At 36.4% G+C, this 18,929-nt stretch carries 12 protein-coding genes and 3 pseudogenes; 8 read left to right on the top strand and 7 right to left on the bottom strand.

From position 1 onward, the window contains the following. Nucleotides 1-190 precede the first annotated feature (190 nt). Nucleotides 191-1,993: an AAA domain-containing protein gene (locus C6H17_RS04220; protein ID WP_005216776.1), complete on the bottom strand. Its 1,803-nt coding sequence runs from the start codon at nt 1,991-1,993 to the stop codon at nt 191-193. Nucleotides 1,994-2,231: 238 nt separating this feature from the next. On the opposite strand from C6H17_RS04220, the gene C6H17_RS04225 reads away from it, so the two are divergent. From C6H17_RS04225 to C6H17_RS04250, 6 genes and pseudogenes are all read left to right on the top strand, one after another. Beyond that, complete coding sequence (locus tag C6H17_RS04225) at nt 2,232-3,206, top strand: hypothetical protein (protein WP_005216775.1); 975 nt, start codon at nt 2,232-2,234, stop codon at nt 3,204-3,206. 18 nt (nt 3,207-3,224) lie between these two features. Beyond that, nucleotides 3,225-3,905, top strand: a complete 681-nt coding sequence (locus C6H17_RS04230; protein ID WP_005216774.1) for a hypothetical protein — start codon at nt 3,225-3,227, stop codon at nt 3,903-3,905. A gap of 157 nt (nt 3,906-4,062) precedes the next feature. Beyond that, nucleotides 4,063-4,470: pseudogene (gene secG, locus C6H17_RS13525) on the top strand (preprotein translocase subunit SecG); the annotation flags it as partial. 20 nt (nt 4,471-4,490) lie between these two features. After that, entirely contained in the window at nt 4,491-5,048 is a 558-nt protein-coding gene (frr, locus tag C6H17_RS04240; protein ID WP_005216765.1) for a ribosome recycling factor, read from the top strand. 4 nt (nt 5,049-5,052) lie between these two features. After that, nucleotides 5,053-5,676 carry an orotate phosphoribosyltransferase gene (pyrE, locus tag C6H17_RS04245; protein WP_005216763.1) on the top strand — a complete coding sequence of 208 codons (624 nt, stop codon included), beginning with the start codon at nt 5,053-5,055 and terminating at the stop codon, nt 5,674-5,676. A 188-nt stretch (nt 5,677-5,864) separates the two neighbouring features. Continuing rightward, on the top strand, nt 5,865-6,923 hold the full coding sequence (locus tag C6H17_RS04250; protein ID WP_005216760.1) for an alpha/beta fold hydrolase: 1,059 nt from the start codon (nt 5,865-5,867) through the stop codon (nt 6,921-6,923). Nucleotides 6,924-7,389: 466 nt separating this feature from the next. Here the strand turns inward: C6H17_RS04250 and ruvA are convergent, their stop codons facing one another. The 4 genes and pseudogenes from ruvA to aspA form a co-directional block, all read right to left on the bottom strand. Continuing rightward, nucleotides 7,390-7,959: a Holliday junction branch migration protein RuvA gene (gene ruvA, locus C6H17_RS04255; protein ID WP_005216758.1), complete on the bottom strand. Its 570-nt coding sequence runs from the start codon at nt 7,957-7,959 to the stop codon at nt 7,390-7,392. A 156-nt stretch (nt 7,960-8,115) separates the two neighbouring features. Beyond that, a pseudogene (locus C6H17_RS13410) lies at nt 8,116-8,703 on the bottom strand (anaerobic C4-dicarboxylate transporter family protein); the annotation flags it as partial. A 402-nt stretch (nt 8,704-9,105) separates the two neighbouring features. After that, nucleotides 9,106-9,864: pseudogene (locus C6H17_RS13415) on the bottom strand (anaerobic C4-dicarboxylate transporter family protein); the annotation flags it as partial. Between the two features lie 485 nt (nt 9,865-10,349). Next, the gene (gene aspA / locus C6H17_RS04265; protein ID WP_104731360.1) at nt 10,350-11,789 is read right to left on the bottom strand and encodes an aspartate ammonia-lyase; all 1,440 of its coding nucleotides are present in this window, start codon (nt 11,787-11,789) and stop codon (nt 10,350-10,352) included. Nucleotides 11,790-12,135: 346 nt separating this feature from the next. Between aspA and C6H17_RS04270 the strand changes: the two genes are divergently transcribed. Further along, nucleotides 12,136-13,680 (top strand): flagellin A, encoded by a 1,545-nt coding sequence (locus C6H17_RS04270; RefSeq protein ID WP_004086178.1) that lies wholly within the window; start codon nt 12,136-12,138, stop codon nt 13,678-13,680. Between the two features lie 1,250 nt (nt 13,681-14,930). Here the strand turns inward: C6H17_RS04270 and C6H17_RS04285 are convergent. Next, nucleotides 14,931-15,539 carry a hypothetical protein gene (locus tag C6H17_RS04285; protein WP_005216748.1) on the bottom strand — a complete coding sequence of 203 codons (609 nt, stop codon included), beginning with the start codon at nt 15,537-15,539 and terminating at the stop codon, nt 14,931-14,933. Between the two features lie 275 nt (nt 15,540-15,814). On the opposite strand from C6H17_RS04285, the gene C6H17_RS04290 reads away from it, so the two are divergent. Next, nucleotides 15,815-17,617, top strand: coding sequence for a flagellar hook-basal body complex protein (locus tag C6H17_RS04290; protein ID WP_005216746.1), 1,803 nt, complete (start codon nt 15,815-15,817; stop codon nt 17,615-17,617). A gap of 405 nt (nt 17,618-18,022) precedes the next feature. On the opposite strand, the gene C6H17_RS04295 is transcribed toward C6H17_RS04290, so the two are convergent. Further along, nucleotides 18,023-18,730, bottom strand: a complete 708-nt coding sequence (locus tag C6H17_RS04295; protein WP_020995450.1) for an outer membrane beta-barrel protein — start codon at nt 18,728-18,730, stop codon at nt 18,023-18,025. Between the last annotated feature and the right edge of the window lie 199 nt (nt 18,731-18,929).

An 18,929-nucleotide genomic window follows, 5' to 3' on the forward strand; every position in this document is an offset into this window, starting at 1 on the left:
TCAACATGATGGATTGTTATGTTGGTTTCTAAAATCCCTTTTGCATCTCAACCTACATTTACCCCAAAGTCGCGGCTTCTAAGAACATATTTTTGCGTTTAACTCCGCATAAGCAATATAGAATCTTAAAAGCAATCTAAAAGATTTTATTGTGTATTGCCCCAATGTTTTACATGTAAGATTCTATGTCTTAAAATGGTAATTCACTAGGCTTTATAGGCTGTCTATGTGAGAGTGGATAAGGCTTTGCATTTTGCAGTAAAGCAGTGATAAATTGCCCTTGTCTGCGTATCCAAGAGGAATAATCACATACGATAATAAGCTTCTTTTTCAATCGGCTAACTGCTACATTGAGTGCGAATAATGCGGCTTTATTGTAAGAATCTGTCATATATTTGCTAAATTTCACGGGCGAAAAAATGATAGTATCAAACTCTTTTCCTTGTGATTTATGGATTGTAAAAACGCTGTGTTTAGGGATACGCTTTGAGATTAAAAGCTTTTGCTGGTCTCTAAATGGGGTTAGAATCGCATATTCATCTATAAGTATTTGGGTTAATGCAGTAATTGCATTTGCCTCGCCCATGCTTTCATTACGATTATTTTGTGCGTTATACTCATAGTTTGGTCCAAAGCTTGTGCTATCGATATAGTAAATCTCTGTTGGCAGCCCTTTGCCATTTAAGCCATTATGATAGACATGTCTATCTAGCACATGGGCTAGATTATTGCCATAGCGGTGCGTAGTTGTTAGCTTATAATGGGCGATAGAGTTAAATGTAATATCATCATAATTATGCTGTGCGTGTAGTATCGCGTGATTATTAAAAAGCATTTCTAAAAAGAGTGTGTTTAAACTCCATACGCACACTTCAAAATGCTTGGTTTGAATGTCAGAATCTTGCATGTGGCAGATTGGCATTAATTGCTTATGATCGCCTAAAAGGGTTATTGGCGTGTTAAGTGTAAGTGGGGCGATAAGCTTTATAAGTGGTGAAAAGGCACATTCATCAAGGAAAATATGTGAAAACTCTAACTCACAAAGCTGGGCATAACGCTTCACAAAGCTATCTAGCGTAACGCCTATAACAAGGCATTCTTGCAGTCTTTCTTTTAGTGTTTGTGGCTTAAATAGACTTTGTAATTCATTATTAGATTCTAACTCTTCTTTAGAATCTTTCTCGTCAGCTTGCAAACACGCATCAGGGAAATTTTGTAAAAAATCACTGCTTGGCATACCTAAACGCAGGAATTTATATCGGTGCAAACCTTTTCTATCACCTTGTGTGATAAGAGCGATAAAGATTTGCTCTAATGCGGTATTTGTCGGGGCAAGGATTAATGTCTTTTTATTTTGTGTGATAAGATTTAATAAGCAGTTAAAAAGCACAACTTGTGTTTTACCACTCCCGCTAATCCCCCAAACATAGCTTATAGGGTGAGTGAAAATGCCTTTGATTGCTTCTTGTTGCTCTTTGCTTATGTGAGAATCTAGCGCGATTTTTAACTCTATTGGCTTTGTTGTTGGCAGGGCTAGTTTTAGTGAATCTTTATTGAGAAAATCTCGTATATTTTTTACAAGAAATTTTAAATCATTAAAAATTCGCAAATGTTTTGGTACTTCTTTTTTATAGTTATCACCAAGCAAATAAGATATTATAGAATCTTTACTTAACTTTACTTCTTTATTATTTTGTGTAGTTTCATCAAGTAAGGTGGTAAGCAGTGAATCTGAAAATTTTAATCTCAATGTTTTAGTCGGTTCATTAAAGCTTTTTTCTTCAAATGAGTCTATGTCGATTATAAAATCTTGTATATAGACTTGTAAATAATCTGTGCCAAATAGCATACGATCTAGTTCTAGCAATAGCGTATCATGCTTTTCCATGCGGATACGAAGTATGTGTATCTCTTCTATGCCTTGATTTGTTTGCTCTAAAAATTCTAAATAGCTAGTAGCCCCTTGTAGTAGATAACTTTGTAATGGTTGCATGTGTGAAACTCTCTGTTTTTTATAGCATTGTAGCATTAAATTTAGATTCTAAATAAATACTATATGTAATGGGATTAAAAAGAAAAGCTTAAAATTAAATATGTGCTAAGGTAAGTTTCTCTTGCTAGTAATAGTCTTTTACTTCTTTTTGTGCTAATATTTCAATGCTAAAGGTTTAATGAAAATTAAAGATTTATTCAACTTGATTCAACTTGGGACTAGTGTTTGAAAGGTTTGTATGAGATTATGCCATGTAATATTGCTTTGTGTGTTTAGCATTAATGCGTGTTTAGCTATCACTCTTACTCAATACGCACAAGCACAAACCTATGAAATATCGCCAGATATAGAGTGTAAAAACGAAGAGTATAAAGTCGTATGCAATGTAGAAAATGTAGAATGGATAGATGGTGTAGTAGCAAAAAAATTTCAATATATACTTGAATTGCAAGAAGATACATTGCTAAAACACCGCTATTTTGAGTTTCACACACAAAATCTTAACTTTGAGGGCTATAATCTCACTGCACTTATACCAGATTCAATACTCTGTATTGAAAAGTCCAAATTCACACAAGATAAACCCAATAAAAGCATACAAGCCACGACAGAATGCACCATGCAATCTAGCGCATATCACATTGTAGCACATGCAAACTTTATTACCACACACCCCATGTATAATACTGCAAATAGCCTACTTGAAGCACATCTTTTAGAGCATGATCGGTTTAAACAGCCCTTGCAACACCAAGATGATGAAGCATGGCAGAAAGACTATAAAATAGCCATCAACAATGCGACAATATGGATAAAAAGCACAAATTTAAACGAGATTCTATTTGACTTATACAAAAGAGAGCAGCATATCGCCACTAGCACAACTTCACAAGATGATAGAGATTATCGCATTATGCAGGATTCTATATTAACCAAGGATTATTTAGCATTTTTGCAAAAATCTTTTGAAATTCTAAATGCGATTAATAAACAAGCAAATCTTTCAAAACAAGAACAGCAAGGTTTAACAAAAGCCCTGCATAAACTCATCGCAATCGCTACAACGCCAAATCAAAGTCTATCGCTACGCATAAAGGGAGGTGAGAATCTTATCTTATCGCTTTATGAGCTTGAGAGTCTCACAGCTATTGATAATACCTTTTTTGATATTCTTGCTAAGATTCTAAAATATTCACATATTAAAATAGCGTAATATTGCAAGGAAAAGATTATGAAAGTTTTATATTTTATACTCCCTTATCTGTTACTATCTAATCAATTATTTGCAAATCAATTAAATGTGCCACAAGCCCCAACCATAAATACGCCAAAAAACCCCACCCTGCCACATATTGATATACCACGCCTAGATGCACCGCATATAGATACAAGCATACCACAATCTAGCATAGATTCCAAACCCCAAAATATGATTTTACGCAATCTCATATATGAAGTGATACAAAAAAACATGCACTTAAACACAGCATGTATCCCACAGCAAATCGCTATGCAAAATACATTACATAGCGATGAGGTAGAGAATCTTGGCATACAATTAGAACTCACCACCACACAATACAAAGACAATCTTTTGCGATTACAGAATCTCGTGCTAAAGCCTGCAAATAAGGAAGCACAAAAGCAATTTGTGCTTAATTCTCAAGGATTAAACATTCAAAGTTTAGATTCCAAAAATCTAAATATTCACAATCCAAACGCATACAATCTAGATGGCATTCTTATGGTTATGACTTTTTTAGAGAAAGGCATAAAACGCCATACAATCGCCCTTTCACCAAACTATATACAAATTGACAACGCATTACTAGAAAATACACCACAAGTCTTTAGAATCTTTCAAACATATTTTTGCCATGCACGCACTTTTCATACTATCCCTAAGAAATAATTATAGCGTTTAAATAATATTGTATTTTTAGTGTTTGCACTCATTACTTTTCGCCCAAATTATATGCTATTTAGCATTTTTTGCTATAATGTCGGCTTTTATATTTTTATAGCTTTAATATGAGTTTAGAATCTTTTTCATTTTTTAGGGAGTTTTTATGACAAGTGTTTTGATTGTCTTTCAAGTGATATTAACCATTGCTATTGTTATAGCTGTGTTATTACAAAAGAGTTCTAGCATAGGTTTAGGTGCGTATAGTGGGAGTAATGAAAGCCTTTTTGGTGCAAAAGGTCCAGCTAACTTCATGGCAAAAATCACAATGTTTTTAGGTTTGCTTTTCATTATAAACACCATTGCACTAGGCTATCTCTATAATACAAAATCAAGTCGTAGTTCGAGTGTGCTTGATGGCGTAGAGATTCCAAAAGCATTACCGCTAACACCAACAGATAGCACGCTGCCTTTATCTAGTCCGCTTTTACAAGGCACACAACCAGCCCTCACACCACAAGCACCACTCACGCCTTCACTCAATACAGAATCTACCCCAACAGATTCTAATGCTACTACACAAGGAGATAAATAATGTTGCAAGATATTTATAATAATACAAAAGAATACATGCAAAAAAGTTTGCAATCATTGCAGAAAGATTTTGCAACATTGCGTAGCGGTAGAGTGAGTGTGAATATCCTTGATAATATCCGCGTAGATTACTATGGCACACCTACACCATTAGCCCAAGTCGGCAGTGTGATAGCCCAAGATGCAACGACAATTATCATTAATCCATGGGAAAAGCCCTTATTAAAAGAAATAGAAAAGGCAATACAAGAGGCAAACATAGGGGTTAATCCAAACGCAGATGGCGAGTGTATCAAACTCTTTTTTCCACCGATGACTTCAGACCAAAGAAAAGATATTGCTAAACAAGCAAAGGCAATGGGCGAGAAAGCAAAGATTGCAGTAAGAAACATTCGACAAGATTCTAATAATGCGATTAAAAAGCTTGAGAAAGACAAGGCAATAACCACAGATGAAAGCAAAAAAGGTGCTGATGAGATACAAAAAATCACAGATGAGCATATTAAAAAGATTGATAACATGGTAAAAACAAAAGAAGAAGAAGTAATGAAGGTATAAAAGCATGGCATTAGATATAGAATCTATTTATAAAGAACACAATGCCTTGCTTGAAGGGCATTTTTTACTGAGTAGTGGCAATCATAGTGCGTTTTATCTGCAGTCTGCTAAAGTGCTAGAAAATCCAAAGACAGCCGAGATTCTAGCAAAAGAGTTGGCACAGCAAATTCTAGATTATGGCATAGTGCTTGATTGTGTATGCTCCCCTGCATTAGGTGGCATTTTAGCTGGTTATGAGTTAGCAAGGGCGCTTGATGTGAGATTTATCTTCACCGAAAGGGTTGATGGCAAGATGACTTTACGCAGGGGCTTTGAAGTAGCTAAGAATGAAAGAGTGTTAATCTGTGAAGATATCATTACAACCGGTGGGAGTGCAATGGAAAGTGCAGAATGTGTAAAGAGTGCTGGTGGCATTATAGTCGCATTCGCTGGATTAGCAAATCGTGGGCTTTGCAGACGCACAAAAACAGATGGCACATATTCTATGGGTAAAAGCAAAGAGGTGTGTAAATTGAGCCAAGATATCCCACTATTTGCATTAGCTGACTTTGACTTTGAGCTTTATGATCCTAAAACTTGCCCACTTTGTAAAGATTCCGTTGCGTATAAACCCGGCAGTAGAAATTAGCGTTTATTGTTTTATCCAGTGTATTTTCTCGTATAATCTTAAATATCAACCACAGACTAATTCTGTTAGAATGCAATATGTTTAACAAAGCAAATTAAAAAACAAGCAACTTCTCATTCAATCTTTAGAATCTCTTAGTAAGATTCTGTTCTAAAATAACAAAAATGCGATTAGACTAAGGAATCTACATGGAAACAAAAGACAATATCCCACAAAATATCAATATAGAAAAAGATTCATGTTTTATCTCACAAAGCGATAATTTAAACATTTACTATGATATTTATCTCCCACAAGAGACACAGCAAGGTCAAGCACAACAGAATCTACATGCGACAAAGCCTACTATTATACAAATCGCACATGGTATGGTAGAACACAAAGAGCGTTATATCTGGCTTTGCGCTCAGTTAGCACTACATGGCTATGTTGTGGCAATCAGTGATCATAGGGGACATGGCAAAAGCATTTCTTTGACGCATGTTTGGGGGGAGATGGGTGGCATTGATGCGACAGATAATAGAGATGGATTCCATAAAGCAATAGGTGATTTATATAGCCTTACGCAAATGCTTCGCGCTAGGTTTCCACACCATCGCTTTATTTTGCTTGGGCATAGCATGGGGTCATTACTTGCACGAGGTTATCTCAAAAAGCATGGTGAGATGTTAGATGGGCTTATTCTCTCTGGCTCACCTGCGTATAATCCATTGCTTAAAACAGGCATTAGCATGGCGTCATTTTTACGCCTCATTGGTGCAAAAGAATGGGGTAAAAACTTTATTAATAATCTTTCATTTGGTGGATTCAATAGACCTTTTGCGAAAAAGGATAGTAATGCAAAATATAGCACAGGTGAGTTTGCATGGCTAAGTAGGGATATAGAGAGTGTTAAGGCGTATCGCTCCGATGCGGCGTGTCAGTTTGTGTTTTCGCTTGATAGCTTTATCGCACTTTTTAAAGGGACATTATGGGTGCAAGAAGTGCTTTGCGAAAAGAGTGCGTTAAATAGTAAGGATTTGCCAAAACCACCTATTTATGTCATCAGTGGGGCAAGTGATTCATGTGGTGATTTTGGTAAGGGCGTGCAGAAAATGGCACAACTTTTAAAGGATTCTGGCTTTGAAGTTACGCTAAAGTTATACAAGGAAGCACGACATGAGATTTTCCAAGAAATCAATAAGGAAGAAGTGCTACATGATATGCTTGAGTGGCTATATAATCTAGCGGATATGAAGAGAGATTAATCTTTCACTCTTAGACTCTAAACAGCACAAAATGAGATTCTAAATTTTTAGAAAATTAATCTTTTAATATGATTTTGTAAAATTAAGAATCTAACTTTAAATAAAGCATTATGTGTGTTAATGTTTTTCAAATAGAATGTGAGTTTTCATAGAAGCAAAGATTTTATACTACAAAAAAGTTAAATATAGAATCTGGCTTTCTTTAATACTTCTAAATATCACAACCAACAAGATTCTATACGCTTAACAATTATCTTTTTTAGAATTTAAAAGGAATTGCACGAAGTTATTTTGCCCATTAACACTTTTGTAAAACCAAGAATATAGCTTACAAAAACTCTATAATAAAGCTAGACTCATATTTTCAACAACAAAGTCAAAATATGGAATATGAACTTTACACAATAAAAAGTTAGCAAAAACATTAAAGATTCTATACTACAAAAAATGAATTACAATATAGAATCTAGCTTTTACCCAATGTTTGCAATATGGCTTTTACCATATCATTTGGTGGCATTTGCAATATCTCATTGCTTAATCCTTGCAGGGCTTGTGTGATTTGCGTATCTTTAAAGCCTAGTGCAACTAAAGCTTCATGGGCTAATTGCACATTTACATTATTTGGGGTTTGTATGCTTTGAGTATATCCAGCTAATTCAAGCATGATTTTTCCAGCAACCTTTGTGCCAATACCCTTAACACCCTTTAATGCAGCAAGGTTATTTGTCTGCACGATAGCAAGAAACTGCTCCACAGAATAGCTTGATAGAATCATTAAGGCAATCTTTGCGCCTACACCATTGACCTTTAAGAGTTGCAAAAATACCTCTCGCTCTCTGCGTGTCTCAAATCCATACAACAAATGGGAATCTTCGCGGATAATCTCAGCAATCTCAAGTGTTACATGTGTTTTATTCTGTAAAGCAGCACTTGTAAGCAATGAAATCTCAACCATATAAGTAACGCCAGAGACTTCTAGCTCTACACCCGTTGGCAAAAGCTTTTCTATATTTCCCTTTAACCTTACAATCATTATGTATCCTTAGCCATTGTGTCTCACATTGCATGTAGGCGAAAAATCAAGCGTATTTATACAAGATTTTGTATCTTAGAATCGCAACAATAGATTCTATTTTTAAGCTAGGCTCATTTCGCAATAAGCCCAAAACTTTAAATTAAATGGGTAGTTTTAAGCAAACATTGGTGCAACAACAAAGCCAAGGGCTACGGCAAACACGATAGCGATAATACCCGGAAGTATGAAGCTATGATTGAAAACAAACTTGCCAATGCGTGTAGAGCCGGTGTCGTCCATTTGCACCGCTCCAAGTAGCGTTGGATAGGTAGGAAGCACAAATAACGCCGACACAGCCGCAAAACTTGCTACCAAAATATACGCAGAATCCGCATTTGTAGCACTGATACCAAGTGCAGCAATCACAACTGGCATAATCGCCCTAGCCGTAGCCGCTTGTGAGTAAAGCAACATACTCGCAAAGAAAAGGGCTACTGCTAAAAGTGCGGGATAGCCACCCTCTTTAGGATTTACAAGCTTACCGGCTAACTCGCCAATCTCTTCCCTGTAGCCATCAACAAAAGTATTACCAAGCCACGCTACACCTAAAACGCACACACAAGCTGTCATTCCCGCCTTAAATGTGCTTGCATCAAGCAATTTGCCGGTTTCTACCTTGCAGAAAATCACAATTAAAGTCGCAATCATCAGCATAAAGCTCATAATCGCCCCATCGCGTGGCAATCGCACAGGGTCAATATAGTTTTTCACCACTGCAGACAAGTTTGCTAACATTCCATCTTTTGCCGCAAAGTCTGGCAGGATAGAATCTAGCTCATTACTTAATGAATCTAACTTAGATTCTATTAATGCAATGGCTTTTTCATTCTGCTCATTTTTAGTGATAGAATCTATCTCGCTTTTTGCAGTGGCAAAGGCATTTTGAAGATTCTGTATATCATTTGGATTTGCCTTAATGGCAGGGATAGAATCTATATAGGTTTTCTTCAAAGATTCTAGCGGTGCAGCAAGGTTTTGCTTTTCTAGCTTTAATTGCTCGTTGTCTTTTATGGCTAAAAGCGAAGTCGCTTCTTTCTTTATAGAATCTAGCTCTTTATCCACATATACCGGGATATTTTTGCTAACAGAATCTAGCATAGGCTTACGCACGACATCAGATATTGAAGTGGCATAAATCACCACGCAAAGCACACCTACAAGGAAGATCCCAACACTTAGCTTTGCTCCCTTTTTTAGCTCAATGTGTGCCGCACCATTTGCTGATTTCACAAGTCCAGCCTTTAGTCGCTCTTGATACACAGGGTCTTTACTCAAATCAAGTGGGAAAAACTTACTCACCACAAAAGCAGTCAGCATACACGCACTAAAAGTTGTGATAAGCCACACTAAAAGCAAAGTAGGATAGCTCCAGCCAAGCGGCTCTAGCACACCGGTCATATACACTACCGCCGCACTTACAGGACTTGCGGTAATGGCGATTTGACTAGAGACAACAGCGATTGAAAGGGGGGCGGAGGGCTTAATGTTTTGCTCCTTTGCCACTTCTACAATCACAGGTATCATAGAAAACGCAGTATGTCCAGTCCCTGCTAAAAATGTCAAAAAGTAGGTAACGGTGGGGGCAAGGTAGTTAATGTATTTTGGATTCTTTCTTAGAATCTTTTCAGCCACCTGCACCATATAGTCTAGCCCACCAGCAAGCTGCATTGCCGCAATCGCCGCAATAACGGACATAATGATAAGGATAACATCCCAAGGAATAGCCCCGGGCTTCATACCCAAAAAGAGACAAAGCACAACGACACCAAATCCACCAGCGTAGCCTATCGCCATACCACCAAGCCGAATACCGATAAAAATAGCTCCAAGCAGCACGGCAACTTGAAGTATAAGCACTAACATTTCCAACATTTCCATTGTAATCCTTTGTTTTGTATTTCAATTTTAGAATCTACTCTAAAGATTCACAAGATTTACTTTGTGTTCAATCTAAATTTGTGTTTTTTAAGATAGCAATTCGCATATAGAGTGGTTCTTGCCTTAAAAAACACAAAAAATAAGTATTGCCTAGTGAAAACCTAGAATCTAAACTCTTGTCATATTAAGCATTTGATGAAATACCTTTTAATTTAAATTTATTTTGAAATCCAAACTCTTAGGCGGTTCGCTTCGCTCAAACATAACAAGTCGTTAAAACCTAGATCCCATAAAAGATACTGATACGAATACTGCGGAAGTATCTTTGAGTGATTTTAGCGGTTTTGGAGCGAAAGGCGAAGGAAGTTACCTAAAGGTAATGACCGAGCCTTGAGCGAACAATCCGCTAAAAGCGACAGAGAGACAACGCAGAATCCAGATTCTATAAACACTAAATCTAACCCAAGCTCTTACGCAAATGGCGAATTTTTTTGAAACTTCGCTTTATCTTCCGCACTCATATGAGGATTAAGCATATTTTGTGGTTGGAAAATCTCATCTAACTGCTCTTTGCTTAAAAGTTTTCGCTCTAATGCGATTTCTTTCACCGGCTTGCCTGTTTGCAAAGATTCTTTAGCGATAGACGCAGAGTTTTCATAACCGATATATGGGTTAAGTGCTGTAACGATACCTATGCTGTTATACACAAAATCACTACATACTTTTTCATTTGCTGTGATTCCATCTACACATTTACTTGCAAGGGTAAGCATTGCATTTCTCATCATAGAGATAGAGTTAAATAATCCATAGGCAATCACTGGCTCAAATACATTGAGTTGTAATTGTCCGCCTTCACTTGCAAAGCTTACAGTTACATCATTACCGATAACTGCATAGCACACTTGATTCACCACTTCTGGAATTACCGGATTTACTTTTCCGGGCATAATAGAGCTTCCGGGCTGCATTTTAGGGAGATTGATTTCATTTAGCCCAGCACGCGGTCCAGAGCTTAAAAGTCGCAAGTCATTGCATACCTTAGAGAGTTTTACCGCTACTCTTTTTAGCACGCCGCTTACTTGCACATAAGCACCCATATCTTGTGTCGCTTCAATCAAATCATCAGCGGTTTTGAAAGGGTGTCCTGTAACTTCGCAAAGATATTTTTGCACGATTTTTGGATAGTCTGGGTGAGAGTTTATCCCTGTGCCAATGGCTGTGCCACCCATATTGATTTCTGTTACAAGGCTTCTTGCCTCTAGCACTCTAGCAATGTCTTCACCCATCATCACCGCAAATGTATGAAACTCCTGCCCTAAAGTCATAGGCACAGCGTCTTGGAGCTGTGTGCGTCCCATCTTTAGCACATTTTTAAACTCTTTTGACTTATTTTCAAAGGATTTTTTAAGCACTTCCATATCTTTAGCAAGGGCTGAAAGCTCATCATAAAGGGCTACGTGGATAGCTGTGGGATAAGAGTCGTTTGTAGATTGAGAGAGATTCACGTGGTCGTTTGGGTGGCAGTGCTGATAATCACCCTTTTTATGCCCCATAATCTCTAAAGCAAGGTTTGCTACCACTTCATTGGTATTCATATTTGTGCTAGTTCCAGCCCCGCCTTGAATCATATCTACGACAAATTGATCGCGTAATTCCCCAGCGATAAGCCTATCACAAGCCTTACAAATAGCATCTTTTTTTGTATCATCAAGTAGTTTTAACTCATTATTTGCTAGAGCTGCCGCCTTTTTTACCTGTGCGAAAGCCTTAATAAAGCTTGGATAGCCACTGAGTTTATCACCTGTAATATTGAAGTTTTGCAAAGCCCTAAAAGTTTGCACTCCATAATACACATCATCAGCAATTTCTAGTTCGCCTATAAAATCGTGTTCTACGCGTTTTCCCATAATAAACTCCAAAAAATGAATTTCGCAATAATTGCTACTGCTTCAGCGGATTATAGCAAAAAAAGTAACAAGTATCTATGCTTTTAGCAATATTTAAGCCATTAAGGCGTAATAATCTGTGTTTTATACATAGACTTCCATTGATTTTAGAATTTTATTAAAACAATTTATATAACTCCGAGCCACACTTACTGAAATAATGGTGAACTCACATGTCAATATTGTCTAAAAATATAATAGATTCTAAAAACTTCAATTTATCTCACAATTTTATTATTTACATAATTTTAGGAACACCTTTTGCTTCAAAAACTGCGTATTCAAATTTTTCGCAAAGGATGCAAACATGAGTTTTAGGATAAATACAAATATCGCGGCACTCAATGCGCATACCATCGGTGTGCAAAACAATAGGGCAATAGCTAACTCGTTAGAGAAGTTAAGCTCTGGTTTGAGGATTAACAAGGCAGCAGATGATGCTTCAGGTATGTCAATCGCAGATAGTTTGCGTAGCCAAGCAAGCTCGCTAGGGCAAGCAATCGGCAACGCAAATGATGCTATCGGTATGATTCAGATTGCGGATAAAGCAATGGATGAGCAATTAAAGATTCTTGATACCGTAAAGGTTAAAGCAATCCAAGCTGCTCAAGATGGGCAAACCACTGAATCAAGACGCGCGTTGCAAAACGATATTGTGCGACTCTTAGAAGAGCTTGATAATATCGCTAATACAACAAGCTACAACGGGCAGCAAATGCTATCTGGTGCTTTCTCTAACAAAGAGTTCCAAATCGGTGCGTATTCTAATACAACGGTGAAAGCTTCAATCGGTCCAACAAGCTCGGATAAAATCGGGCATGTAAGACTTGAAAGCTCATCTGTAACAGGTATTGGTATGCTTGCTAGTGCTGGTGCTAAGAATCTTAAAGAGGTAGCATTGAAATTCCGCCAAGTTGATGGTAAGAAAGACTACAAGCTTGAAACTGCAGTCATTTCTACAAGTGCTGGCACAGGTATTGGTGTATTAGCAGATACTATCAACAAATTCTCTGATACACTCGGTGTGCGTGCGTATGCAACGGTGCTTGGGACTGGTGGTGTGCCGGTGCAATCTGGAACGGTGCATGGCTTAGTTGTAAATGGCACAACCATTGGGACAATCAATGATGTGCGTAAAAATGATGCTGATGGTAGATTGATTAATGCCTTTAACTCAATTAAAGAAAGAACAGGTGTAGAAGCGTATGTGGATATCGAGGGTAGATTAAACCTTAGAAGTCTTGATGGTCGTGCTATATCTGTGCATGCTGAAGGTAAAACAGGTGCGGTGCTTGGTGGCGGTAGCTTTGCTGGGGTATCTGGGACAAATCACGCTATCGTGGGTCGTATAAGCCTTGTTAGGACAGATGCAAGAGATATTATTGTATCTGGGACAAACTTTAGTAGTGTTGGTTTCCATTCAGCTCAAGGTATCGCACAATACACTGTGAATTTGCGTTCTGTTCGCGGTAATATGGACGCAAATATCGCAAGTGCAAGCGGTGCAAACGCAAATGCGGCTCAAGCAGTGCAGAATAAAGATGGTATCGGTGCAGGTGTAACATCACTTCGCGGTGCGATGGTTGTTATGGATATGGCAGAATCTGCTACAAGACAGCTTGATAAAATCCGTGCTGACATGGGTTCTGTGCAAATGCAACTTGTTGCTACAATCAACAACATTTCTATCACACAAGTTAATGTTAAAGCGGCTGAAAGTCAAATTAGAGATGTGGATTTCGCACAAGAATCTGCGACATTCTCTAAGCATAATATCTTGGCTCAATCTGGTAGCTTTGCTATGGCTCAAGCTAACGCAGTGCAGCAAAATGTTTTAAGACTTTTACAATAGTAAAAGCTTTTAAAGCAACGATATTCAAAGGGCTTTATGGCGTTAGTCTATAAGTCTCCGCTATCTTAAGATAGCTTTTGCCACATTTGCCTTTGATATGGTTTTTCATATATCTTTGGGTAGATGTGGCTTTTTAGATTCTATACTTCTTTTTTCTTTGTGTTTATTCTATCAAATTTAATTATGTAGTTTTATATGCTTTATGTTTTAAATAAAAGATTCTATAGTCTCTTTTATATTCTTTACGAAAAGATTTCTATGCGATTATAAAGTGTGTGTTATTTATAGATATGACAGCTTTGATAATAGCCCTGCATAAAACTTTTAGATATTAAAGATTTTAGTTTATGTGATCTTAGATTCTGCATTTATTTATTATTGTTAGAGTGTTTTAGAATCTGTAAGGGATTTTGTGTCATATCTTTATGTGAGATATGTAAGCAACATGAGCTTTTTAATTAATTCTTTATTCTTATTCTCCATGTTATCTCTCCATTTATTTATAAGTACCATTTAGCATTGCTAATCTATCTTAACCAAGCCCAATCATATTTGTCTATAAAATACATATAAGCAGATATGATTAGCAATATTATACTTACTAGCTTCCATATCGTAAAGTTTTTTACCGTATCTATAATAAAGAAAAATAAGGAATAAGGAAACAAAGGAATTGCTAAAAGTGTTATAAAAAATTTAGTAGATTTTTGGAAATCTCCTATCAATCCATAAAACCCAATGGCAAATAATAGGCTTAATATCATATAGATAATCAGCAATATTTTAAATTCTTTCATTTTATAGTCCCTTTAGATTCTGTGCTCATAAAAATTAAGTATATTTATTATGGTGGGCTCGTGGCACTTGCTCTTTTATCAATAAATTCCAAGCATCTGCTTTTACATAATCTCTACTATTATAGCTACCTCGTATAGCTAAAGTGTATTCTTTAGAATTTCCTTCTACATAAAAGGAATATTTCCTATTGCATTGATTATAAAACAAAAGCATATCAAGATGTTGTTTTTTAGGGAGATTTCCTAATGTAAGACTTGTATCAGCTCCTATATAATTATCAAGCAATATATGTTTGATTTAGTTCTCTTTTTTGCTTTCAATTTCTTTAGAATTATAATCTTGTGATAAGCAATCAAATCTTAGATTCTAAAAGCATATAAATTTTTCTTTTTAGAATCTATCATACTAAAATAATTATAATCTCGTTTAGACTGAGTAATTATTTAAAGCGATTATTTTTCAATAGTAATAAGCGGTGAGCTGCCACCTAGCACTCTTTCATGCTCTTTCGCAAGGACTTTGAGATTCTCTCCTTTAATGCTTATGCGTAATAACCCTACATTTAAAAAGCCAATTTTCTCTAAAAAGAGCGACTCTAGCTTACCATCGTATAAACCACAAAAACGCAACACTCTAGGCAAGACTTCAATCTTTATGGAGAGATTCTCATTATCTAGCATTGTCTTTGCTTGCATGAGTTCTTTTACGCCAAGTTGATTTGATAACTCACTTTTTCGTAAGAAATAGAATCCATGATATTTTTTCACGCTTATGTCATGCAGGTCGCTTGGAGAATAGATCCTGCCATTTCTGCGTGCTTTTATGCTAAACTCAACACAATCTCCATTGTGAGTGATATTTTCTATCACACCGCTAATTGGCGAAACTATGGCATTTGGTGTTGTGGGATTAATGAGTTTTGAACTACAAAAAAATAGCCATGCTAATAACATAAGCAACAAAATCCCAGTCAAAATATAGAATCCAAAATATGCAGCAATCAATCCAAATATAACGATGATATAAGCCCCTTGCTTACTTTCACTCTCTATAACACGCATCTTTTCCCCTTAAAATAAATATATGGATTATAGCAAGTTTTTATACAAACGCGCTTTAAGATTTTTGTTATTTTAGATTTTAGCGAATACACTCCAGCTTTATGGTCCGTCCAAATACCGAATGGATTGTGCTTCTCATTTATTCACACACAAAATGCCCAAATGGCACAGAATTTGCTAAAAACTACATATTAAAAATATCAAAAAGCCGTATTACATAGGATTAAAGGCTATATTTATCAAAAAAGATTCCATAAAAGTGCAGGAGGCATAGAATGAATGACACGATGTTAAACGCTGTGAGCGGGATTAAAACACATCAGTTTGGGCTTGATAGTATCTCAAACAATATCGCCAATGTCAATACGGTTGGCTACAAGGCAAATGATCCAGAGTTTAAGACGCTATTTTCTCGTAGCATGGATTCTATGAATGCTTCGACGGTTACCAACAATGACTTCAGCTATGGTGTAACTGGAGCTAGTAACAATGTGATTACAAAAATGGGGAATCTCAAAAAAGCAGATAGTGATACAAGCGTGGCTTATACAGGCAAGGGCTGGTTTGTCGTTGGGAAAAATAAAGAGGGGCAGTTTGAAATAGGCGAAGATAATTTTGATGTCAGCGATGAAAACTACTTTACAAAAAATGGGGATTTTACAATAGATTCTGATGGATATTTGGTAAATTCTGAAGGGTATTATCTCTATGGCGTAAATCTTGGAAAAATCAATGGAAATAATTTCAAAGCTTCACAAGACCCAGAAAAAGACTATAAAGAACTCGCAAAAGGCGTGATGAAGCCAATCTCTATACCACCACAAATTAGCTATCAGCCCGTAGAGACAACAAAAGTAGATTTAAGTGTAAATCTAAATCGCACAGGTGAGCTTAAAAATGTAGTATTAGCACACACAAGCAATGGAGTCTTTAATGAAGCAAGCTTCTTTAATCAAGACTTTAATGCCCTTGCAAACAGAGACGGCGATATGATACGCCCTAATACTTTTCCAAAAGCAGATATTGAAGTAACAATGCCAGATGGCACGGTGCAAATCGCACATTATGAATATGGTGATGGCACTTCATCGCAGGGTAAATTTCATACAATAGGGCAGTTGCAATACCTTATCAAGAGAGATACAGGACTTGATTTAGAATTAAATAGAAATCCAAATGGATCAATCGATCCAAAAGGTGTGCTTGTGCTAAAAAATAATACAAATACGCCGGTAAAAGTTAAGCTAAGTGGGAATTTCTTTGAGCGACTGCATCTAAGCGGTGAAATGGATAATATGGGTAAAAACGACTATCTAGCAGGCACAAATCTTAGTGTGCCAAGTTTTACAAATACAACTGAAATCTTTGATGAAGGTGGTAAAAAATATGCTATGCATAATGAATACTTCCTTGTAAATGCGGGAGATTCTGAAGGCACACAGAAAATGCCAGAGACTTGGAATGTGCGTAGCTATATACATGAATTTTCAGGCAATCGCATGCTTATTAGCAGTGAGGTAAAAGAGGGTAAAATTTTCTTTGACCCAAGCGGTAAGGCAGAAGCTGATGATATGGAGATTCCATTCTTAGGCAAAAAAAGTGTTAAGCTAACGCTATCAAGAAGCACGAATAAAGTATATAAAGATTCTGGTGTGAATGATACAGAACAAGATGGTAAAAATCGCGGCGAAATGTCTAACATTAGAATCAATAATGAGGGCATTATCTCTGTTGCTTTCACAAATGGGCAGACAGAAGCGATCGGTCGTGTGGGACTTGCTATGTTTGCAAACGATCAAGGGTTAAAAAAGGTCGGCGGGAATCTTTTTGCCCTAAATCCTAGCACGATTAATGGCGAAGTAACGCAACTTAGTGGGAATCCAAAGCTTGTATGGGGGGAAGATTCTAACCTTAAGCAAGGGAAAGTATTGCAAGGCTATGTTGAGACAAGCAATGTTGATGTAGCAGATGCTTTAACTAATCTTATCTTAATGCAAAGAGGCTATTCTATGAATGCAAAAGCCTTTACAACTTCTGATGACTTGATTAAAGAAGCGATCAATCTTAAACGCGCTTAGTTTTTATTTCATAGCGTTTTTTATGTGAATGCGATTATAATGAGATTTTTCTTGGTTTCAAAATCGCAATTATATCAAAGCATTACGCAAGGCAAAATGACAAGCATATCTTGAAGCTAGATTCTATAAAATTGCGTGAATATAGAATCTGTGGAGTTAAAATTTCTTCATTCACGCGCTAAACTTTGTGCTTATGTAAATAGATTTTGATTTATTTCATATATATGTTCTGTAAAAATACAAAGCGTTTTTTATCTAAGATACATACAAAAATATATCTGTGAAATACAAAAGATTCCCACTTTAAAAGTGGGAAGGAGTTTTAATAATGTAAGGTTGTAAGACTGAACAAATAGGTTGAAACAAAGTAGGGCAGAATAAATAAAGGTTATGCCCTATAAAACATTAGAAAATGTAAGAATAACCTACATTAATCACATGTGTATTCATTAGTATTTCGCTTTTATCATTCTTAGTCTTTGAGCTATATCCAGCTGATAGGGCTTGGATTTTTGCACCGATTTCTACTTTATGAGATCCTGCAAAAGTTGCTGCGATACCTACATTTATAGGGATATTGAATCCATTATAATCCTGTCCTTTATTCAAAGTATCAACGATCGTTTTTTCACCAGTTAATCCAGTGATACCATAGCCAAGTCCAAAGCCTACATACGCACCGAGTGTAAAGCTATCTGTATTTAAGAAATTCACCATTACATCAGCGTTTAATGTAATATTTTGGAATGATATACTTACATCTTTCACGCCTTCTCCAAATTTTGAGCCTTTTCCAAACACTCTACTACCATTAAAGTCATAACCTAGATAGCCTCTCACACCAACTATTGGCATAAAGAAGTATTGATAACCAGCTTTTAAACCAACATTAAATGAAGCAGTTGAGGCATCTGTGCCTGTTTGATCTTTGAATTGTTTGTCGGTTGCTTTTTTACCTGTTTCATCATATATTCCCACACCAAAAAGTGAAACACCGCCATGCACACCTACAAATAGACCGCTTTTCTCTCCGCCCTCATCTGCTAAGGCAGTATTGCTAAGCCCTACTGCAAGTAATGTGCTTGCAGCTATTATACTAAGAGTTTTTCTCATTGTTTATCCTTTAAAATAATTTAAATTTCCTTTAACTTTGATAAAAAGCTCAAAGGATTTAAAATTTTAATAAAAACAAACAAATCGCAAACTACAAAAAAAAAAAAACGATTTTTCTGCATTTCAATAGAAAAAATGTAACATTTTTATGGAATTTAACGATATTTTTACATAAAATGAGAGGGAATCTTGTTTTATT

Source organism: Helicobacter rappini, from assembly GCF_900198625.1.
GTDB classification, from domain to species: Bacteria; Campylobacterota; Campylobacteria; order Campylobacterales; family Helicobacteraceae; genus Helicobacter_A; species Helicobacter_A rappini.